Here is a 19,872-nt window from a genome sequence, read left to right as displayed (position 1 = left end):
CTATTGCTAGAACATTCTTGATTATATCACTTTAACTTATGTTGCAGGAATGAGGTCTGGCACTAGTTTAGTGAGTGCTAAACGTTGTTTACCTGCGGTTGCACCGAGTAGTACAAAGCCACGTAATGTACCGTCAGCATCGGTTGCTTTGGATAACATACCATCATCAAATTCTTCATTGTCCCAAGTGACATCGACACCGATTGGAGCGGGTAATACAGTCAATGGCGCAGCAGGGGTTTTGACGGCAACAGGCATCGCTGGATAATGTACATGGGTACTTTGACCACTGAGTGTTTTTGCCAAGGCACGTGCTTGTTGCATTAATGGCATAACATATGGAAGTAAGGTTCCATTCACTTCAGCACAGTCACCAATCGCATAAATATCGGGTTGGTTGGTTTCTAATAAAGTATTGGTAATGACACCACGACTGGTGGCAATTTCTGCGCTTTTTGCAAGGTTAATATTCGGTTGTAAACCAATTGCAGATAAAACCACATCAGCAGCAAGAGATTGACCATTTGCAAGCGAAATTACATAACCATGTTCAACTTTAGAGACTTTTTCAACCGTCGTGCCTAACGCAAATTTGATGCCTGATTCTTCCAGATTTTGTTGGAAAGCTTGTGCAACATGATTGGGTAATAGGCGACCTAATGGTTGAGGTGCTAAATCGATGACAGTCACTTGATGGCCTGTGTTCTGTAAATCATTGGCAAATTCACAACCAATTAAACCAGCACCTAAAATCACAACACGTTTGTCATCACATTCACCTGTTGCGCAATTTTCAAGGGAATCACGGAATGCACGGTAGTCGATGAGCGAGTTCACCACATGAATGTCATCACTGCCATCACCTGCAATAGCAAGGCGAATTGGGTTTGCACCCACTGCTAAAACCAGTTTTGAATAGTCTTGTGTAGATACTTGCCCATCTTTTTCAATGGTTAACTGATGCTTTTCTGCATCAATTGATTTTACCCATGTTTCTTTTTCGATCCGCATGTTTAATTGTGCTGCCATTTTTTCAGCATCACCTAAACCAATTTGATCAGGTGCTTTTTTGCCCACAAGTGCATTGGAAAGCGTAGGTTTTGCATAATTCACCGCATCATCTGCGCAAATCATCACAAGCTCTTGTTCTGTGCTTAATTTACGAAATTCTCTTGCTAGGGTATAACCCGCCATGCCTGAACCTACGATGACGACTGGTTGCATATGATTCTCCATACTATTGCAATATTATATACGTGATAAAAAAGACCATGTGAACATGGTCTTTTCTGATGTACTGATTACACTTCTACCATCTCAAAATCAGCTTTAGATACACCACAATCTGGGCAAGTCCAATCATCAGGAATATCTTCCCATTTTGTTCCAGCTGCGATGCCATCTTGTGGCCAGCCTTCTGCTTCGTCATAAATCCAACCACAAACGATGCATTGATATTTTTTCATCTAATTCTCCAAAATCTGACAGATGGCTTATGTTTGCTGTCAGTCAAAAATCTTGCTACTACATTGACTCTAGTGATATGCATTGCAATGGGTACATATTCAAATAAATTTTTACGCAGTTCAACAACGAATGTAAAGTAAATATTGGAGTTTACCCAACTAATTGTAAAGCTGAATGGCAGAGTAGGACAAAAGCGTGGTTGTTTGGGCGAATTTCACAGTTTTTTTTGAGTTAATCTGGGTGGATGATATGTGATTTTTCATTTATTTTACGATGTATATAAAATAAATTTTTATGTAGAATTAGAATATTTACACTAAAATCAAACTATTTATCAAAATGTTTGAAATTTGAGTTCTATCTTGATTGCAATACATTAGATGAAAATTACGCTATTTAGACGATGGTCTAAAAGCTTTTTTCTTTAATTTTTAATATAATGGATTATATAAATCTATACCTAATATTTTTTAAATAAATGGTTATTGTTAAATCAATAACTTATAAAAATGAATTGTGCTTTCATTGTCTTAGCGACTTTTAAAAATACATCAATCAAGTTAAAATTGCAGCATCCTTTCATTCATACAGTCTCCCCATTATGAACACGTCTACAGCTTTGTGGTCTCACATTCGTACGGTCCAAGATTTTCCTAAACCAGGTATTTGTTTTTATGATTTAACGCCACTTTTTATGAAAAATCTTGAGCCATTGACAGACGCATTGGTGGCAAGTATTCCTGTTGAGCAATTGGCAGAAGTGGAAAGTTTTGTGGCTGTAGAAGCACGTGGTTTTGTTTTGGCAAGTTTATTGGCACAACGTACAGGCAAAGGTTTATTGTTAGTGCGTAAAGCAGGTAAGCTTCCACCTCCTGTGATTGGTGTGGGTTATAGCCTTGAATATGGTCTAGATCGTTTGGAAATGTCTGCTGATATTCAACCGCAAAAAGTCATGATTGTGGATGATGTGTTGGCAACAGGTGGTACTTTAAAAGCCGTTAAACAGTTGATGAATAAATGTAATCATACTGTATTGGGTGCAAGTATCTTCCTTGATTTGCAAGACTTACATGGCGATTTAGGTTTAACTATTTGGTCAGTTTTGGATGAGCAATCTAAACCTGAAGCAGCAGTTGCTTAAATATTACATAAAGAGATTTTAAAAAGCCTTGTAAACATGATTTACAAGGCTTTTTTTATAGCGCAAAGGTCTTTTGCATATATTCCAGCATGCGATTTAAATTATCTGGTGAGGCTAAGCGATGATGTCCACCTTGCATCATTTCAACATGCATATAAGACTCTAAAATATTTGAAGTTTCATACATATCAAGAATTTCATCACCTAATTCAATATACGCTGTTTGTGGAATATCATGTTCTAAATCATGCACGGTGATGGGAGCATAGTCTGTACGGAAATCAGGCTGCAAACTTGGATTGGCAATAATGGCAGGAATACGAAAAAGTTGTGACATTTTTAATGCCCAATATCCCCCTAGACTATGTCCAACGATGAGTTTGGGTTGAATTTTATGGATAATATTCTGATAGAGCTCTGCGACAGTGTCATAGTTTAAATTGCGATAATCAATATCTATACAATATTTTTGTGCAGCATCTAATGCATGAAATTTGGTTGAATCTTTTGATGAGTCGAGCCCGTGCATAAATAATATTTTTGACATATACATATTCATTTTTTTCACTTTTAAAACTGTCTTTATTCACAAAGATAGAGAAATTGATATGGTTTACTTTTCAACTATTTCTAAAATTATTGTACTCAGTCACTTTAAAAAGCCTAGTTAGATTTTGGTCTAAGATAAAGATTTTCAGTGATAGCGATTGATTGTTTGTAAAAAAATCTTTTTAAATTAAATAATATTTTTTTAAGTAAATTTATGTTTTTAAATATTATTTAATAGTTATTTGGTTGGAATATCTATGTGTTTTATAACGTAAAGGAATGTAGTCCTGTTGCATATTGAGTATTTTGCTCAGTTGAAGCCGACTAAAGTCCTATATGAAGATAGTCATTTTTAGATTTTTTAAGAATGCGGACAAACCAATTGTATCGGTTGTTCGGCTTCAAACTCTATAGGAATACCATTTTCATTGTAGGGTTGAAATTGGGAAGACTTAAGCTCTTCATATACTAAATTATTTAAGCTTATATTAGAGGAAGGATTGAGTAGCTTGACAGAATTCACGACACCGTCGTGGTTGATATGGAGTTTGGCTTTAAAAGTATAGTCACGATCTTTACGGATGATTGCTTGCTCATAAAAAGGATCATCGGCACGCAATTTACAAAATTTTGCTGAAATTTCAGCTAAGCGTTGAAAGCGAGGTTGCTTTTTCCAAGCAACACCTAAAGGGAATTTAACATGTAAAATATAACTTTTTGTGGGTTGTGCTGTGCGGTGTATTGTATTTTGTGTTTGCTCTTCAATAGCAGGGATATTGCTTAATTTTTCCAGCTCTTCAGCACTATAATTTTGTGCGAGTTCTAAAGCACGTCGATCTAACATTGGAAATTTTGCATTTGGGTTGAGTAATTTGTGGGAAATGCTTTTATTCTGTGTATCTATCATTAATTCAATTTGCCAAACATAATTTTCAGTCTTTAAATTGGTGTGTTCGACTTGATTTAAGCTGTAGATGTAGGGGGCGGAAGTGATTGTTTGAGTAGAATTATTTTGCTCAATTGCCCATGCAGCTGTGGTAAAAAGTAACTGACTTAGAAAAATAATAGAAAATTTAGACATAGCTTGAATATTTAATTGGGCTTTATTAGAAATTGCTGCAATTGTGTGCTGCTTATTATGATGTAAATCTGCTATGCTATGCAACTTCCGTTTTTTATTACAATCGAGGCAGAGATGACGCAACATAACGCTCAATCGACTTCTGAACAACACATTTCCGAAAACGATTTAATCGCACAGCGTCATGCCAAGCTCAAGCAAATCCAAGATCACGCCAAGGAAACAGGTGTTAGCCCGTGGCCAAATACATTTAAGCGTGAACATTATGCGCAAGATTTACAAGACCAATTCGCTGATAAATCTAAAGAAGAAATCGAAGCTGGCGAACATGTGCATGTAAAAGTTGCAGGTCGTGTGATGTTGAACCGTGGTTCATTCATCGTGATCCAAGACATGACAGGTCGTATTCAACTGTATGTTGCACGTAAAGAACTTGCTGCTGAAGTATTAGACACGATTAAAAGTTTAGACCTGGGTGATATTATCGCCGTAGAAGGTTATATCGGTCGTTCAGGCAAAGGTGATCTTTATGTTCATATTGAACATTTTGAATTACTCACGAAGTCATTACGCCCACTTCCGGACAAATTCCATGGTTTATCTGACACTGAAGCGAAGTATCGTAAACGTTATTTAGACTTAATTGTGAATGAAGAAACACGTAAAACTTTTGAAATTCGTGCAAAAGTGGTGTCAGGCATTCGCAACTACTTAACCAATGAACGTTTCATGGAAGTTGAAACACCAATGATGCATGTGATTCCAGGTGGTGCATCTGCACGTCCATTTGAAACACATCATAATGCATTAGATATGCCATTGTTCTTACGTATTGCACCTGAGCTTTACTTAAAACGTTTGGTTGTCGGTGGTTTCGAGCGTGTATTCGAAATTAACCGTAATTTCCGTAATGAAGGTGTGTCTACACGTCATAATCCAGAATTCACCATGATCGAATTCTATCAAGCTTATGCAGACTACAAAGACTTGATGGAATTAACTGAAAAGATGCTTGAAAAATTAGCCATTGACATCTTGGGTTCAACCGATGTGCCTTATGGCGAAGAAGTGTATAGCTTCAAAGGTCCATTCAAGAAAATCTCGATGTTTGATGCAATTCTTGAACACAACCCACAGTTCACTCCTGAAAATGTAGCCGACCGTGAATTCCTAGCAGACTTCGTGAAAAATGAACTGAAAGAACAAGTGAAACCAGGTTTTGGTTTAGGTAAATTACAAACCATCGTTTTTGAAGAAACGGTTGAGACTCAACTGCGTCAACCGACATTCATTACGGAATATCCTGCAGAAACTTCTCCATTGGCTCGTCGTAACGATGATAATCCACATATCACAGACCGTTTTGAATTCTTCATTGGTGGTCGTGAGTTGGCAAATGGTTTCTCAGAGTTAAATGACCCGATTGACCAAGCAGAGCGTTTCCAAGCACAGGTTGCTGAGAAAGATGCGGGCGATGATGAAGCAATGCATTATGATGCGGACTTCATTGAAGCGTTAGAATATGGTTTACCTCCTACAGCAGGTGAGGGTATTGGTATTGACCGTTTGGTGATGTTATTTGCCAATGCTGCAAGTATCCGTGATGTGATTTTATTCCCACATATGCGTATTAAATCAAATTAATTTTTAAGTTAAATAGAGAAAAGTCACTGAAATCAGTGGCTTTTTTTGTGTATTGCTTAGTGCGGTGTGGTTAAGTTTTTGAGTTTTTCAATGAACTGTGGCATAAATTTATCAATTTTGCCTTGTACAATGGCATTGCTTTTTTCAGTAGCGAGCGGCATTTTTTTTAGAATACTTTGTCCCATCGGTGTTTGATAGTATTGAATCATGCTATTGATTTCTTCTTGGGTATAAATGTCTTGCCAAATTTGAATGGTTTCAGGTTCAACCTGTGTCCATTGTGATTCTTGCATCATTAAATCAAGCATTTCTGCGCTAAATGTTTGAAACTTCTTTTGTTTGTCCTCATCTAAGTGTTTTGCTTGGCTATCAAGTACTTGTTGCATCATCTCTTGATAACTTTGTTTACTATATTCGAGTTCTTGTTCGTACTGGGTTTGAGCATCAAGCAGTTGCATCAGTTGCTGAATAGACGCCTTTGATGGTGTTTCAGCAAAAGCGCTTGTTGAGAACATAGAGCACAACAGGATTGGATAAATATATTTTTTGAGCATAATCAAAATTCTTTGTCATAGAATAGAAGTTAAGCGTTTTGTATCGTCATTTATAGGGTGTTGAGATGAGATGAAGTATATCGATGTGATGAATTTAATCGTCATTGATAGATTATCGGTAGAATCATAATGATAATACAGTTTCACCATTGAAAAATAGTGTCAAAAAAACTATGGTGGTGCTCAGCAATGTTTAGAGAATAAATGCGCATGTTTTTAAAGAAATCATTATATGCTGCTGTATTGGCAAGCTTATCTTTGCCTATTTTTGCACAAGGGTTGGTGCTCAATAATGAAGATATTCGTACAGATTTAAACTGGTTAAATCAACAAGGCGTGATTCAAATCAGTACATCAACTTGGCCAATGAGCGGTGATGAGATTCAACGTGCGCTCTCCGCAGCTAAAGTGACCAATAACACCCAACAAAAAGTGATTGCTTCAATTCAAAATGCTTTGAAAGCAGACAATCAAATGGCGAAGTTGGGCTTATTTGCTGAAACAGATCAAAAAAATGTGCCGCAGGCATTTGGTGATAGTCAAAAAGCACAATATGTCGGTTCTTTAGAGTTTAATGCGGGCGGTGAAAATTGGGATGCAAAAATTCGTGTCAATGGTGAGAAAGACCCACAAATTGACAATGGTCAAGATGTCAATGTTGAAGGCTCTTATCTTGCAGGTAAACTTTTTAATCAATGGTTAATTGCGGGTCAAATTCCAACCTATTGGGGGCCTGGACATGATGGTAGTTTGATTCGTGGTGATGCAAGTCGTCCTGTTTATGGTTTCACTGCGCAGCGTGCACAGCAAAATGCCTTTGAGTCTAAGTGGTTGTCTTGGATTGGTCCTTGGCAATATCAAGCATTTGCAGGTCGTTTGGATGATTACAAAGCAGTACCAGATGCGAATTTAGTGGGTTTACGTTTAACTGCGCAACCTTTGCCGTATTTAGAGCTAGGTGCCTCACGTACATTCCAAATTGATGGTGAAGGACAACCTGGTAGTGCAAAAGCGTATTGGAATGCATTTATTGGTAAAGATAATGAATGTAATGCACAAGGTTGTTCAGGAGAAGGAAATGCATCAAACCAATTGGCAGGTTTTGATGCTCGTTTGAATTTGCAACAATTAGCCAATGTTCCGATGAGCCTATATGGGCAATTTATTGGTGAAGATGAAGCGGGTTTATTACCTTCTAAAAAAATGTATCTAGCGGGTGCGGATTATTCTTCAGCATATAAAGATATGCCATTCCAAGTGTATGCCGAATGGGCGAATACTGAAACTAATGGTGATGCAAAAGGTATTTCTTATAACCATCACATTTATAAAGATGGGTATTATCAGCATGGTTTCTCATTGGGTCATGCGATGGGGGGCGATGGTGAAATGGTCTCAGTTGGTGGTGATATTCGTTTAGATCTTATGAATCGTTTAAGCGGTCGCGCGATTTTTGCGAAAGTTAATCAATCAAATCGTTTAACCAATGCTGCTTTCCCTGAAGATGATAAAATTAAAGCATTGGATTTAACATGGACGCATTATCTAAAACCGACTGTTCCGTTAAAGATTAATGGTTGGGTAAGTGACTCTGATCGCGAAGGTAATGATGCTGGAGCTTCTATTGGTGTGGAAATTCCATTAGATAAAGCTATATTTGGTTACTAAGTAGACAATTGTCTTTTAGAAATACCTGATTTCAGGGATAGATTGAAAGCAGGTACTGAAATAAAATGATTTTACTTCTTTAATGACCATAAAGAAGTAATTCCTACCATTAAAAATATGATGTTAACGTTATATTTTTAATCGTTTTATAGCTTATCCTATGGATAAGCTTTTTTTTTGCTTCTTTATAAGATGGCTAATTGGATACGTACTTTCATTTCCAGTGCTTGTCTTAACATGAAATCTTTGATCCACGGGATATTGTGCCCATGTGGATCTGTTTTTAAAGCAGTATCTAAAAATTTTAATTCTGTTCGATGAAAGAGTTGCATCTCAAAAACAGCATTAAATTCAGTAGTGTCCGCTGTAAAAGGCATTTTAAGCAGATAAAACTTTTTTGGAAAATTATAAAATGCATAAATTAAGTTAAAAGCACGTTGTTCGCCTTTTAAATTACCTGGCGCAATTTCATAAAGTCGGTCTTGGTTGCTCAAGGTGATCCCAATTAAATAATCGATATGTTGTTCATTGATTTGAATTGCGAACTGTAAACCAATTTGCTCCCCCGAATGTTCATGTTGAGCGAAAACATTGAGTGCTGAACCATCATCTTGATAAGGGGCTTGTAGTACGAGAATGTTGTCTTGTCGATAAATATGACCTGCAAGTTGAGCACGTTCTAGTTGTTGTTGAATTTGAAGTAGATCGAACATAAGTACTTTTAGTTAAATGTTTTAGCGTAAAAAATATGGTACACAAAATTTGCAACTGTATTGAGATTTGATTTTAATAGAAATTAATTTTTTAAGTCTAAATCAACACTATTTGTTGGTGTAGATTAGGTGTAATTTTTATCATAAAGTTATGATTTTCATAAGTAAAAATAAATTTATTTTAAATTTTTTAATCTCTCTTTTGCCTCACGGAGTCCAAGATTTGCGGCATTTTGATACCATTGTCGAGCGAGTTGCAGATCTAAAGGGAAGTCATTTCGACCATAGTGATAGCTTTCTGCCATAAACATAAAGGCTTGAACAGATTTGGAGTCTATTTTTTCTTGGTACATGTCTTGCGCTAAAGCTTTATTTTCAGGTGTAGTTGTACCATAACCGAGCTGATAAAGATTGACGAGATGGAGTTGAGCGGGAGAGTAACCTAAATTGGCTGAATATTTGTACCAATAGATGGCTCGATCAAGGTCTTTTTGAATAATTTTACCCTCATGATAAATGACTCCTAAATCATAAGATGCCACTCGATTGTCATTGTGAGCAGATTTTGTGATCCACAAGATAGCTTTTTGAGGATCTTTTTGTTAAAAATGATCATTCAGATAGAGCTTGCCTAACAAAAATTGTGCTAAAGCATCGTTTTGTTCAGCGGCTTTTGAAAGCCATTTGAAGCTTTGATTTAAATCCCTTTTAACTATTTCACCTTCAGCATAGATCGTTGCGAGTTCTGTTTGTGCCTGAGTATGACCATTTTCAGCCGCTTGCTGATAGTATTTAAACGCCAGTTGATGATTAGTTATACCTTCGAGTCCAAGTCTGAATTGTTCTGCTTTTTCAAAAATTTGATCATTGTCATTTACGACTAGCTCAGGTGTTTGTGCTAAAAAATCTTCGATACATTGGTTAAATTCTTGCATTTTATTTTGATCATCATATGCTTGGCATATGTCTTTAAATTGCAGTTCTCCATTATTTCCAGCATGACTTAATAAGGGCAAAATCAAGCTAAACAGCAAAACGAACAAACGTGTATGAGGATGATGCTGAGGCATGACTGCTCCTTTTATTTTAAATTTTTTAATATGGAATAAAGTGGGTTTTGCTGCCTAAGTGCTTGTAAATCAATTTAAATGTGCAAATCCAACAATAGCGATTCTTACATCGCATGACAAAGCTTGAAAATATATGTATTTAAGCATTCAAATATTGTATTTATAAGCTTTTTTTGTATTGTATAAAGCCTGTTTTACTGGCAATACGATCATATAAATACTGTGCAGTTTGATTGGTTTCATGGGTGAGCCAATACACACGGTCAAAATCTTCTTGGCAATAGGCGTAGACATATTCAATGAGCTGACGTGCTAAACCTTGCTGACGATAGTTTTCATCGACATAAAGGTCTTGTAGGTAGCAATAAGGTAATGATGTCCATGTGCTTAGATGCGAGACTAAGTGTACAAAACCCACAAGTTGATCCTCTTTAAAAATACCAAAACCAAACAGATCTTGTTGTGCAGGATTTGTGATTCTGTTCCAAGAAGTTATGCTTTGTATTCTTGACATTTCTGCTTTATAAAATTTGAGGTAACTCTGCCACAGGGCGAGCCATTGATTAAAGTGAAGATGCTGTAAGGGCTGAATGCTGATCATGCTAAAAACCTTTTTTGTTTATGATGATTTTATATATGTATATAAAAAAACAAGCAAATCAAATCATCTGCAAATCACTATAATGAATATAAATTTTAATATGTGTAATAAGTACACCTTTTTGTGAGCTGGTGCTGTCAATGTCTATATCTGAGGAAAGACTTACTCATCTCAAACAGCTTGAGGCTGAGAGTATTCATATTATCCGTGAAGTTGCTGCTGAGTTTGAGAACCCAGTGATGCTTTACTCAATCGGGAAAGACTCAGCGGTTATGCTGCATCTTGCTTTAAAAGCATTCTATCCTGCAAAACTTCCATTTCCACTGTTGCATGTCGATACAGGTTGGAAGTTTAAAGACATGATTAAGTTCCGCGACAACATGGCGAAAGAACATGGTTTCGATCTGATCGTGCATCAAAATAAAGAAGGTAAAGATGCAGGTGTAAATCCATTTGATTATGGTAGCTCAAAATATACAGACATTATGAAAACTCAGGGCCTAAAACAAGCGCTTGATAAATATCAGTTTGATGCTGCTTTCGGTGGTGCACGCCGTGACGAAGAAAAGTCTCGTGCTAAAGAGCGTGTATATTCATTCCGTGACTCTAAACACCGTTGGGATCCAAAAAACCAACGTCCTGAACTTTGGAATCTTTACAATGGTAAAGTGAACAAAGGTGAAAGTATTCGCGTATTCCCATTGTCAAACTGGACTGAGTTAGACATTTGGCAATATATCTACCAAGAGAATATTCCTTTGGTGCCATTGTATTTGGCTGCTGAGCGTCCCGTGGTTGAACGTAGTGGTACGCTCATTATGGTAGATGATGAACGTATGCGCTTAAAAGAAGGCGAAGTTCCACAAATGAAATCGGTACGTTTCCGTACTTTAGGTTGTTATCCATTAACAGGTGCTGTTGAGTCAACTGCAAATACCTTACCTGAAATTATCCAAGAAATGCTTTTGGCTACAAGTTCAGAGCGTCAAGGTCGTATGATTGACCATGATGAAGCTGGCTCGATGGAAAAGAAAAAGCAGGAAGGTTATTTCTAAATTAATCTCTCCCCTTGCGCAGCAGTGCTGCTCATCTTTAAAAAAGAGAAGAGATTGTCCTTCCTTTATAAGAGGGGGAAACAGGGGGATTAAAAGAAACCGATTTCTAAAGAATATTGTGGAGCTTTGAGCAATGTCTCATCAATCAGAATTGATTAGCCAAGATATCTTGGCATATTTAAAACAGCATGAAAATAAAGACCTTTTGCGTTTTTTAACTTGCGGTAATGTCGATGATGGTAAATCGACTTTAATTGGCCGTTTACTTTACGATTCAAAATTGATTTATGAAGATCAATTACAAGCCGTGACGCGTGACTCTAAAAAAGTCGGTACAACGGGTGATGCACCTGACTTAGCGTTACTTGTCGATGGTCTACAAGCTGAACGTGAGCAAGGGATTACTATTGATGTGGCTTACCGTTATTTCTCAACTGAAAAACGTAAGTTCATCATTGCAGACACCCCAGGGCATGAGCAATATACTCGTAACATGGCGACTGGTGCGTCTACTGCGGATCTTGCGATTATCTTGATCGATGCACGTTATGGTGTACAAACTCAAACACGTCGTCATACTTTTATTGCGAGCCTTTTAGGGATTCGTAATATCGTGGTTGCGATCAATAAAATGGACTTGGTTGAATTCTCTGAAGCGCGCTTCAATGAAATTCAAGCAGAATACAATGCATTCGTGAACCAATTGGGTGACCGTAAACCTGCAAATATCATATTCTCGCCAATTTCTGCGTTGAATGGTGATAACGTTGTCAACAAATCACCAAATACGCCGTGGTATCAAGGTAAAACCTTGATGGAAACGTTGGAAACTGTTGAAATTACACGTGATACTAGTGCGCACGAATTCCGTTTCCCGGTGCAGTATGTCAACCGTCCAAATCTTGACTTCCGTGGTTTCTGCGGTACGATTGCTTTGGGTGAAGTGAAAGTTGGCGATGAAATCGTGGCTTTACCATCGGGTAAGAAATCAACTGTTAAAGAGATCGTGACTTTTGATGGTAATTTAGATCATGCGATTGCAGGTCAAGCGGTAACGTTGACGCTGAAGGATGAAATTGATGTTTCCCGTGGTAATGTCTTGGTGAAAGCGGGTGAGCAACCATCTTTGTCACGTTCTGTACGTGCGACCGTAGTGTGGATGGCAGACCAGCCTTTGGTGGTGGGTAAGTTATATAACATCAAAATTGGTACGCAAACTGTTCCTGCTAAAGTTGAGAAAATTAACTACCGTACCAATGTGAATACTTTGGAAAAAACTCAGGTCGATCAACTGGATTTAAATGCGATTGCAGATGTTGAAATCGAGTTTGATGCACCCGTATTGTTTGACCGTTATCAGGACAGCCGTTATACAGGTTCGTTCATCTTCATTGACCGTTTAAGTAACGTGACGGTGGGTGCGGGTATGGTTGAGGCAGCAGTGGAATGGACTGCGCACAATGAACCTGTGACTGCTGAAGCGCGTGCTGCACGTTTAGGTCAAAAACCTGCTGTCATCACTGTTTCTGCGAAAGTCCTTGAAAATGCACAAGCACTGGAAAGTTTATTGATTCAACAAGGTGTAGTCGCAATTGCTAAAGTAGGTCTGTCTACTGAGCAAGTTGCTTTGCTTCGTGAAACAGGTGTGGTTGTGATCACTGATGTTGAGCAAGGTTCAGATGTGACTTTTGCTCAAGAAACAGTTGAAGAATTGGCTGAGAAAATTGTAGAAACAGTTCGTCTGTAAAAGATTGGATTGATATAAATAAAACCCGCGAAAGCGGGTTTTTTTAAATGCATTATGATGAGAAGAATATACCATAATCAAACTAGCAGTGAAGTTGTAAAAAATGGATCTCATAAAATATTGACGGGTATGATTTAAAGTAGCAATAAAAAAGCCTCTTTCGAGGCACATAGTCAATGTGAACTGACCGAAGAAAGATATTTTTGAATATATTCTTCACGTAACTCATTTCGCTGTACAGCTGTTGTTGCTTTTTGCATTTTGTTGCGCATTTCATTGCGTTCAGAGCTACTCATTTGTTGCCAAACTTCACGCATTTTTTGCTTTTCTTCTTCAGGAAGTTGTGTAAACCAATCCATTCGCTGCTGCAAAGCCACACTTTGCGACTCAGGAATTTCTTTTAGATTTTGATAACGCTTAATTAAAGCACGTTGTTCATCGTCAGATAAGGTATCCCAAGTATCGTTTACTGGTGTATCTGCATCTTTAGAAAAAATCCAAAGACGCTCAAAGCCTGCAAAGCTTGTTTGCAAAAAACCAATCGCACAAAAAGCCAAAACGAATTTTTTAGCTGCCATGGGAATGACTATCCTCACCAAATACAGACAACATCTCTAAATCCTCCATCATTTGTGGTGAAAGTTTAGGGGTAACAACAACATGCTGTGTAGCAGGCGTTGTTTGTTCAGAATGAAAAGCATTCGGTAAAATGACAATGCCTGTTAATGCTGCTGCCAAAGCAAAGCCTGTCATTTTCCAATGAGCAAAACGAGAAGAGGGCTTGTCATGGATATGCTCAAGTACATTATTCATCACCACCGCTTTGTTGCGATGATTACGAGCAAGACCATCAAGTTTAGATGTAACTTGTTTCGTGAAATCATCATTATTCATCCGATGATCCTCCATAAGGATTTAAATGCGATAACATAGTTCTCAATCCTTGAATTGCCCTATGGTAATGGGTTTTAACGCTACCTTCTGTACAGTTCATAATTTCTGCTGTAGTTTGAGTATCAAAACCTTCCCATGCACGCAACATAAATGCTTGTTGTTGACGCACAGGCAAGCGACTGATCGCTTCCTGAATTTCTTCAACGGTCAAATCTTGATTTAAAAACTGTAAAGGATTGGGCGTGGACTCATCTACAATGTCCATTACTTCTTCATCGTCGCTGTTTATATCGACTTTTCGAAACAATGAAAAAGGTGAGGCACGACGAGCTTCTTTACGGCGCCAATCCTGTAACTTATTGTTTAAGATTGTATAAAATAGGGGATACCATTCATCGGTTGACTTTTCAGCATAGGATTTGTGTAAAGAAATAAAGGCTTCTTGTACTAAGTCCATGGCAATACCATTATGACCCTGAGTTGCACTTTCCATCATCACCAAGGCACGACCTGTCACGTCTTGCATAAAAAACTTCAGACGTTGCTCAGCCGTACTCTTTAGAGCAGCAGTTGTTTCAGACTGTGACTTCTTTGGTGCTAAATCCATAGAGATGGAAAATCCCGTCATTGGGCACCCACCATAATTTTATAAACCTACACATATAACGTTTAAAAACTCGGGTGGGTTGACAAACAATACAATTATTTTTATCAGTTTAAAGGATTTTTAAAGTTACAGTTCAAACAATAAAATAATTTAACGAATTAAAGGCGTTGACGTACCATTTCAAAGAAGCAGATTGAACCTGCAACAGCAACGTTGAGCGATTCTTGTCCACCAGGTTGAGGAATAGTCACAGCTTCAGCTTGTTGAAGTGCAAATTCAGATACCCCTTGACCTTCATTGCCTAAGATCCAAACGCACTGTGGGCGTAAGTTTTTGCTGTATAAACTTTCAGACTCGTGGGAACTGGTGACATAGACAGGAATTTTAAACTGTTTAAGAATGTCTTCTAAAACAATATTTTCATAAGTTTGTAGAGAAAAATGAGCGCCCATGCCTGCACGTAGTACGCGTGGTGACCATAAAGAGGCAGAACCTTTGGTGCAGACAATTTGTTCAATACCTGCCGCAGCTGCAGAGCGGAGCAGTGTACCGACATTGCCCGGATCTTGTACATTTTCCAAAATCAGTGTGTCTTCTTTAAAATTTAACGCTTGAGTTGATGTCGGTAAGTCGACAATTGCTAAGCAGGCTAAAGTTGTCCCTAATGTACTCAAGTCTTTGTATAAGGTTTCACTGAGTACAAAAATAACACCTTGATAATATTCTGCAATTTTTTCAAAATCGGCATGTTCAAGGGCATGTTCAGTGGTAAAAATTGATTTGATTTGGCGCTTTTTTTCTAACCACGATAGGCAAAGATGAGTGCCTTCGAGTACGGTTTGACCTTGTTTTTTTCGATAAGCATTTTGTTCAATCAAACCACGTAAATGTTTGATTTTTGGATTGTCGCGAGATTCTAGAAAAATAGTGGGCATGGGAGTGCATCCAAGAGATGTAAATCGGGGTTGTGCAATCGCAACAACCCCTGAATGGACTTACTCCCTGTAATAGAGAGTAAAATAAAAAAGATTACAATTTAGTTGTGATAGCTTGTAACGAGCTCAACTTCATTTTTAGAACCGATCACCACAGGTACACGTTGATGTAATTCAGTGGGTTGAATATCTAAAATACGTACTCGACCTGTAGTAGAAGCACCACCTGCTTGTTCCATCAGCATGCTCATTGGGTTTGCTTCGTACATCAAGCGTAAACGACCTGCTTTTTTTGGATCTTTGGTATCGTATGGATATAAGAAAATACCACTACGGCAAAGGATACGGTGAATGTCACCCACCATACACGCCACCCAGCGCATGTTAAAGTCTTTTTCACGGACAGATGTCTTACCTGCTTGTAATTCATCAATATAACGTTTTACAGGTGCTTCCCAATGACGTGCATTTGATGCATTAATTGCATATTCTTTCGTGTCAGCAGCGACTTGAATGTTTTCAGAGGTGAGTAAAAATTCTTTTGATTCAGGGTCAAACGTAAAGAATACAGTGCCTGCACCGACAGTTAACGCCATCATTGTAGATGGACCATAAAGTACATAACCTGCAGCCGCTTGATCTTTACCTGCTTGCATAAAGTCATCCGCTTGAGTCACGGCATTTTTGGCATTTAAAATAGAGAAAATGGTACCAACACACATGTTAATGTCGATATTACTTGAACCATCAAGTGGGTCAAATAATACGAGGTATTTACCATTTTCTTGTGCAGCAGTGAATTCATCTAATTCTTCAGAGGCTAAGCCACCGACATTTTTATTCACTTTTAATGCATCAATCAAATAATCATTTGAGATAACATCAAGTTTTTTCTGTTCTTCGCCTTGAACATTTTCATGTTGCGCACTTCCTAAAACACCAGCCAATGCACCTTTTTGTAGGAGTTGGTCAATAGATTTACATGTGTTGGCAATGGTTTCAATCACATCTGCAAGTTCAGGTGTTAAGTTCCCTTGTTGTAGTTGTAAATACTGGGATAAAGTGCGATTTGACATAGCAAAGCTGCTCCAATAAAAGCGATAATGTTCTAACAAATTAAACAATCGGGCTATTTTAGATGAGTTTGACACAAAATAAAAATCATCCTGTGTTATTTGTCGTGATTTTGCCCTTGAAAGTATTTTATAAAGTGCTATGTTGAAGGTACAAAAGGATAATATTAAAGGAGCACTGTTATGACCACGCAAAAGTTTGAAGCGACTCCAACACCAAATGATGGTATTGATTTAAATGAAATTAGTGCCGAAAATGTAAAAGATGCATGGAAAGATTACGAAGCAAAACCTGAGTATAAAAAATTCAATAAGCATGACCTTATTGAATCCATGCAAAGTCCCAAGCAAACGGAAACAGAGTCTTAAGTTATAAAAAAGCGCCCATTTAAAATGAGCGCTTTTTTATTCTGATCTATTTTTATTCAATGATCATTATTTTAATAAGGGTGGAACTGCTTCATAGTTAAGTTCTACACGGCGGTTTTCTTTCCAAGCTGCTTCATCATGTCCAGCATTGATAGGCATTTCTTTACCATAACTTACCGCTTCTAATTGACCTGGGTTAACACCGTTGGTGATTAGGTAGCTTTGTACAGCTTTAGCACGACGCTCACCCAAAGCCATATTGTATTCACGTGTACCACGTTCATCTGTATGACCTGTTAAGGCAATTTTAGAGTTCGCATTTGCCACTAAAAATTGTGCATGTGCTTGTAAGGTTTGATAATCTTCGTTTGAAAGATCGCTACTGTCATAGTCAAAATGTACAACACGTTTTGCTAAAAATGCTTTATTGGCTTCAGTCACACCTTTTGATGAAGCACCTGCAAGGTTTTGCGCATTTAATGCTGCATCTTCACTCAAACCTGTTGTATTTACGGTACTTGGGTTTGTTGTTGCATTGGCATCAGTGGTTGGTTTGCGGTTTGCACAACCTGTCATTACCAAAGTTGCGGTAAGTAAAGGTAGTGCTAAGTATTTCATCGTATTCATTATTAACTCCATAAAGTTTTTTAAGTTACAGCATATTTTTGATTAAAGCATTGAAAGTAAAAAATTATCACAATATTAAAAAGTGATATTTTGTTAAGCTATTTCGGAGCCCAAGCGGGTTCACGAACTTCACCTTGTTCACTTGGTAAATTCATACGGAAACGACCATCGGTAGACATAATCGATAACAGTCCTCGGTTGCCTTCACGTGTTGCATACACCACCATTTGTCCATTCGGTGAGAAGCTTGGGGATTCATCTAGGCTTGTCGGTGTCAGAATATTGGTAATGCCTGTTGAAATCTCTTGGATCGCGACTTTATAGTTGCTGCCTGAAGGACGATGTACCAATGCCACGTATTTACCATCGGCACTTAAAGAACCTCGTGCGTTAAATGCGCCACGGAAGGTGAGACGTTTGGTTGTACCATCTGCCAAGTTATAACGATAAATTTGTGCTGAACCACCACGGTCTGAAGTAAAGATAAATGATTTACCATCAGGTGCATAACGTGCTTCAGTATCAATAGCACTATCATGGGTCATACGTTTAACTTGACGTGTTTCTAGGTCCATTTGGTAAATTTCAGGATTGTCATGCATAGACGCTGTGAATAGCATGAATTTACCATCGGGTGAAAAACTTGGTGCGCCGTTCAGTCCACGGAAGCTCGCGTATTTTTCACGTTGACCTGTTGCGAGGTCTTGTACATAAATTGCGGGGCGTTTAGTTTCAAAAGACACATATGCAATTTTTTGTGCATCAGGTGTCCATGCAGGTGATAAAATTGGATCACGAGAAGTCAAAATCGTTTTTGGCTGTTCACCATCGGTATCTGCAATTTGTAAAGTATAACGCTGTTCAGGTGTCGCTGGATTACGTAATACATAGGCAATGCGCCCACTGAAATCCCCTTTAATTCCTGTCAATGCTTGATAAATTGCATCAGAAATCATGTGCGCTGCAGAACGTACACGAGATGCTGGAACAGTCAGTAACTCATTCAATAAAAAGCTTTGTTTTTCGACATCATAGAGTTGGTAATGTACAGCCAATGAACCATCAGGATTGGTTTTAGTATCACCCACAACAACATAAGGTACACCACTGGCTTTCCAAGCTTCTGCATTAATATTGTTTAAACTCGCAGTTGCAGGTAAATTTTTTGATGAACTGCTGAAACGACCTGAACGATTTAAGTCATTTTCAACAATGGGATAAATCGTTTGATCATTGCCAAAAGGGAGAATCGCAATTTTAGGCGCTTCTTCAGGTGCTTTAGCAATTTCTAAATGCAATTGAGCATATACAGGAGTGATCAAGGCAGGGCTAAAAGAAGCCAATATGACTGCCAAACTGAGTAAGTGTTTAGGCGTGATCTTCATGGGTATTCATGTACTCAAATATTGATTTTTTAACTATAAATAGCTTTGTAGCATAAAGACATGATTTTAATCTATATAAAGCATGTAATTATGAATGTTCAGTGAAATGTTGAATGCAAATGTACATTCTTATGATTTTATGATGATTTCGATGCGTCATTCTCTAAATAGTTGTTGGCAACTTTGACATAATGATGCGCTGAATAGGGTAAGAATGCTTTTTCAGCATCGGTGAGCGGTCTCACTTGTTGTACAGGACTCCCCACATATAAGTATCCACTTTTAAGGACTTTACGAGGCGGAACTAGACTTCCAGCGCCAATCATCACGTCATCTTCAATAATCACATCATCCAAAACCACAGTATTAATGCCAATCAGAACACGATTACCAATGCGACAACCATGTAAAGTTACATGGTGTCCAACCGTAACATCTTCACCAATGATGAGTGGAGAACCTTCGGGCTTAGACTCTTTTTTGTGGCTGACGTGTAACATGCAATGATCTTGCACATTGCTATTTTGTCCGATTTTAATCGAATTCACATCACCACGAATCACTGCAAAAGGCCAAACAGATACATTTTTAGCGAGTGTAACTTCACCAATAATGACACTCAAATCATCAATATAGCAGGTTGAGTCGATTTTAGGATGTTGGTCTAAGTACGCACGAATATTCTTTTTCAT

The 19,872-nt window shown here is 37.9% G+C and carries 23 protein-coding genes; 6 read left to right on the top strand and 17 right to left on the bottom strand.

The window, feature by feature from the left end:
* Positions 1–36: 36 nt before the first annotated feature.
* Positions 37–1,224: an NAD(P)/FAD-dependent oxidoreductase gene (locus tag G0028_RS13180; RefSeq protein WP_180045587.1), complete on the bottom strand. Its 1,188-nt coding sequence runs from the start codon at positions 1,222–1,224 to the stop codon at positions 37–39.
* A 77-nt stretch (positions 1,225–1,301) separates the two neighbouring features.
* A complete protein-coding gene (rubA, locus tag G0028_RS13175; protein WP_065994895.1) occupies positions 1,302–1,466 on the bottom strand; it encodes a rubredoxin RubA in 165 nt (54 codons plus the stop codon).
* 599 nt (positions 1,467–2,065) lie between these two features.
* Here rubA and G0028_RS13170 point away from each other — a divergent pair.
* Positions 2,066–2,608: an adenine phosphoribosyltransferase gene (locus G0028_RS13170; RefSeq protein ID WP_130074719.1), complete on the top strand. Its 543-nt coding sequence runs from the start codon at positions 2,066–2,068 to the stop codon at positions 2,606–2,608.
* Between the two features lie 55 nt (positions 2,609–2,663).
* Here G0028_RS13170 and G0028_RS13165 read toward each other — a convergent pair whose 3' ends face one another.
* Both G0028_RS13165 and G0028_RS13160 read right to left on the bottom strand, forming a co-directional pair.
* The gene (locus G0028_RS13165) at positions 2,664–3,155 is read right to left on the bottom strand and encodes a YqiA/YcfP family alpha/beta fold hydrolase (protein WP_174492270.1); all 492 of its coding nucleotides are present in this window, start codon (positions 3,153–3,155) and stop codon (positions 2,664–2,666) included.
* 363 nt (positions 3,156–3,518) lie between these two features.
* Entirely contained in the window at positions 3,519–4,364 is an 846-nt protein-coding gene (locus G0028_RS13160) for a hypothetical protein (RefSeq protein ID WP_180045584.1), read from the bottom strand.
* Between G0028_RS13160 and lysS the strand changes: the two genes are divergently transcribed.
* Complete coding sequence (lysS, locus tag G0028_RS13155; RefSeq protein ID WP_130074722.1) at positions 4,353–5,882, top strand: lysine--tRNA ligase; 1,530 nt, start codon at positions 4,353–4,355, stop codon at positions 5,880–5,882. The two genes, G0028_RS13160 and lysS, sit on opposite strands and share 12 nt — an antisense overlap.
* Positions 5,883–5,938: 56 nt before the next feature.
* Here the strand turns inward: lysS and G0028_RS13150 are convergent, their stop codons facing one another.
* Positions 5,939–6,436, bottom strand: coding sequence for a DUF2059 domain-containing protein (locus G0028_RS13150; RefSeq protein ID WP_180097308.1), 498 nt, complete (start codon positions 6,434–6,436; stop codon positions 5,939–5,941).
* Between the two features lie 210 nt (positions 6,437–6,646).
* Here G0028_RS13150 and G0028_RS13145 point away from each other — a divergent pair, with 210 nt between their 5' ends.
* Positions 6,647–8,104 (top strand): capsule assembly Wzi family protein, encoded by a 1,458-nt coding sequence (locus G0028_RS13145; protein ID WP_174493567.1) that lies wholly within the window; start codon positions 6,647–6,649, stop codon positions 8,102–8,104.
* Between the two features lie 185 nt (positions 8,105–8,289).
* On the opposite strand, the gene G0028_RS13140 is transcribed toward G0028_RS13145, so the two are convergent.
* From G0028_RS13140 to G0028_RS13125, 4 genes are all read right to left on the bottom strand, one after another.
* On the bottom strand, positions 8,290–8,817 hold the full coding sequence (locus G0028_RS13140; protein ID WP_180045589.1) for a hypothetical protein: 528 nt from the start codon (positions 8,815–8,817) through the stop codon (positions 8,290–8,292).
* A gap of 176 nt (positions 8,818–8,993) precedes the next feature.
* Positions 8,994–9,395, bottom strand: coding sequence for a tetratricopeptide repeat protein (locus G0028_RS13135; RefSeq protein ID WP_194088724.1), 402 nt, complete (start codon positions 9,393–9,395; stop codon positions 8,994–8,996).
* A 24-nt stretch (positions 9,396–9,419) separates the two neighbouring features.
* Positions 9,420–9,887 (bottom strand): tetratricopeptide repeat protein, encoded by a 468-nt coding sequence (locus G0028_RS13130; RefSeq protein WP_180045591.1) that lies wholly within the window; start codon positions 9,885–9,887, stop codon positions 9,420–9,422.
* A gap of 160 nt (positions 9,888–10,047) precedes the next feature.
* Positions 10,048–10,488, bottom strand: a complete 441-nt coding sequence (locus tag G0028_RS13125; protein ID WP_180045592.1) for a GNAT family N-acetyltransferase — start codon at positions 10,486–10,488, stop codon at positions 10,048–10,050.
* 146 nt (positions 10,489–10,634) lie between these two features.
* On the opposite strand from G0028_RS13125, the gene cysD reads away from it, so the two are divergent.
* Both cysD and cysN read left to right on the top strand, forming a co-directional pair.
* Positions 10,635–11,543 (top strand): sulfate adenylyltransferase subunit CysD, encoded by a 909-nt coding sequence (gene cysD / locus G0028_RS13120; RefSeq protein WP_171457503.1) that lies wholly within the window; start codon positions 10,635–10,637, stop codon positions 11,541–11,543.
* Between the two features lie 133 nt (positions 11,544–11,676).
* Entirely contained in the window at positions 11,677–13,290 is a 1,614-nt protein-coding gene (gene cysN, locus G0028_RS13115; RefSeq protein WP_174492277.1) for a sulfate adenylyltransferase subunit CysN, read from the top strand.
* A gap of 173 nt (positions 13,291–13,463) precedes the next feature.
* On the opposite strand, the gene G0028_RS13110 is transcribed toward cysN, so the two are convergent.
* From G0028_RS13110 to G0028_RS13090, 5 genes are all read right to left on the bottom strand, one after another.
* Positions 13,464–13,868 (bottom strand): DUF3106 domain-containing protein, encoded by a 405-nt coding sequence (locus G0028_RS13110; protein ID WP_174492278.1) that lies wholly within the window; start codon positions 13,866–13,868, stop codon positions 13,464–13,466.
* Entirely contained in the window at positions 13,858–14,184 is a 327-nt protein-coding gene (locus G0028_RS13105; protein ID WP_130074730.1) for a hypothetical protein, read from the bottom strand. Before G0028_RS13105 ends, G0028_RS13110 begins: the two co-directional genes overlap by 11 nt.
* Positions 14,177–14,791 (bottom strand): RNA polymerase sigma factor, encoded by a 615-nt coding sequence (locus G0028_RS13100; protein WP_165353096.1) that lies wholly within the window; start codon positions 14,789–14,791, stop codon positions 14,177–14,179. Before G0028_RS13100 ends, G0028_RS13105 begins: the two co-directional genes overlap by 8 nt.
* A 158-nt stretch (positions 14,792–14,949) precedes the next feature.
* Positions 14,950–15,726, bottom strand: coding sequence for a TrmH family RNA methyltransferase (locus G0028_RS13095; RefSeq protein ID WP_130074732.1), 777 nt, complete (start codon positions 15,724–15,726; stop codon positions 14,950–14,952).
* A 101-nt stretch (positions 15,727–15,827) separates the two neighbouring features.
* Complete coding sequence (locus G0028_RS13090) at positions 15,828–16,802, bottom strand: class 1 fructose-bisphosphatase (protein WP_130074733.1); 975 nt, start codon at positions 16,800–16,802, stop codon at positions 15,828–15,830.
* A 180-nt stretch (positions 16,803–16,982) separates the two neighbouring features.
* Between G0028_RS13090 and G0028_RS13085 the strand changes: the two genes are divergently transcribed.
* The gene (locus tag G0028_RS13085) at positions 16,983–17,168 is read left to right on the top strand and encodes an NF038105 family protein (protein ID WP_130074734.1); all 186 of its coding nucleotides are present in this window, start codon (positions 16,983–16,985) and stop codon (positions 17,166–17,168) included.
* A gap of 66 nt (positions 17,169–17,234) precedes the next feature.
* Here G0028_RS13085 and pal read toward each other — a convergent pair whose 3' ends face one another.
* The 3 genes from pal to G0028_RS13070 all read right to left on the bottom strand — a co-directional run bounded on the left by pal (position 17,235) and on the right by G0028_RS13070 (position 19,872).
* Complete coding sequence (gene pal / locus G0028_RS13080) at positions 17,235–17,795, bottom strand: peptidoglycan-associated lipoprotein Pal (protein ID WP_174492280.1); 561 nt, start codon at positions 17,793–17,795, stop codon at positions 17,235–17,237.
* 98 nt (positions 17,796–17,893) lie between these two features.
* Positions 17,894–19,180, bottom strand: a complete 1,287-nt coding sequence (gene tolB, locus G0028_RS13075) for a Tol-Pal system beta propeller repeat protein TolB (protein ID WP_130074736.1) — start codon at positions 19,178–19,180, stop codon at positions 17,894–17,896.
* A gap of 137 nt (positions 19,181–19,317) precedes the next feature.
* Positions 19,318–19,872 (bottom strand): gamma carbonic anhydrase family protein, encoded by a 555-nt coding sequence (locus G0028_RS13070; protein ID WP_180045593.1) that lies wholly within the window; start codon positions 19,870–19,872, stop codon positions 19,318–19,320.

Origin of the sequence: Acinetobacter piscicola, assembly GCF_015218165.1 — a bacterium.
Classification (GTDB): Bacteria; Pseudomonadota; Gammaproteobacteria; order Pseudomonadales; family Moraxellaceae; genus Acinetobacter; species Acinetobacter piscicola_A.
The sequence above is the reverse complement of the archived record's forward strand: the minus strand, read 5'-3'. Positions and strand labels throughout refer to the sequence as shown.

Coding starts and splice junctions, on each gene's coding strand:
- G0028_RS13130 (WP_180045591.1), bottom strand. CDS start 9,887: ATGCCTCAGCATCATCCTCATACACGTTTGTTCGTTTTGCTGTTTAGC.
- lysS (WP_130074722.1), top strand. CDS start 4,353: ATGACGCAACATAACGCTCAATCGACTTCTGAACAACACATTTCCGAA.
- cysN (WP_174492277.1), top strand. CDS start 11,677: ATGTCTCATCAATCAGAATTGATTAGCCAAGATATCTTGGCATATTTA.
- G0028_RS13085 (WP_130074734.1), top strand. CDS start 16,983: ATGACCACGCAAAAGTTTGAAGCGACTCCAACACCAAATGATGGTATT.
- G0028_RS13090 (WP_130074733.1), bottom strand. CDS start 16,802: ATGTCAAATCGCACTTTATCCCAGTATTTACAACTACAACAAGGGAAC.
- G0028_RS13100 (WP_165353096.1), bottom strand. CDS start 14,791: ATGGATTTAGCACCAAAGAAGTCACAGTCTGAAACAACTGCTGCTCTA.
- G0028_RS13070 (WP_180045593.1), bottom strand. CDS start 19,872: ATGAAAAAGAATATTCGTGCGTACTTAGACCAACATCCTAAAATCGAC.
- rubA (WP_065994895.1), bottom strand. CDS start 1,466: ATGAAAAAATATCAATGCATCGTTTGTGGTTGGATTTATGACGAAGCA.
- G0028_RS13165 (WP_174492270.1), bottom strand. CDS start 3,155: ATGTCAAAAATATTATTTATGCACGGGCTCGACTCATCAAAAGATTCA.
- G0028_RS13180 (WP_180045587.1), bottom strand. CDS start 1,224: ATGCAACCAGTCGTCATCGTAGGTTCAGGCATGGCGGGTTATACCCTA.
- G0028_RS13150 (WP_180097308.1), bottom strand. CDS start 6,436: ATGCTCAAAAAATATATTTATCCAATCCTGTTGTGCTCTATGTTCTCA.
- pal (WP_174492280.1), bottom strand. CDS start 17,795: ATGAATACGATGAAATACTTAGCACTACCTTTACTTACCGCAACTTTG.
- G0028_RS13095 (WP_130074732.1), bottom strand. CDS start 15,726: ATGCCCACTATTTTTCTAGAATCTCGCGACAATCCAAAAATCAAACAT.
- tolB (WP_130074736.1), bottom strand. CDS start 19,180: ATGAAGATCACGCCTAAACACTTACTCAGTTTGGCAGTCATATTGGCT.
- G0028_RS13160 (WP_180045584.1), bottom strand. CDS start 4,364: ATGTTGCGTCATCTCTGCCTCGATTGTAATAAAAAACGGAAGTTGCAT.
- G0028_RS13125 (WP_180045592.1), bottom strand. CDS start 10,488: ATGATCAGCATTCAGCCCTTACAGCATCTTCACTTTAATCAATGGCTC.
- G0028_RS13105 (WP_130074730.1), bottom strand. CDS start 14,184: ATGAATAATGATGATTTCACGAAACAAGTTACATCTAAACTTGATGGT.
- G0028_RS13145 (WP_174493567.1), top strand. CDS start 6,647: ATGTTTTTAAAGAAATCATTATATGCTGCTGTATTGGCAAGCTTATCT.
- G0028_RS13140 (WP_180045589.1), bottom strand. CDS start 8,817: ATGTTCGATCTACTTCAAATTCAACAACAACTAGAACGTGCTCAACTT.
- G0028_RS13110 (WP_174492278.1), bottom strand. CDS start 13,868: ATGGCAGCTAAAAAATTCGTTTTGGCTTTTTGTGCGATTGGTTTTTTG.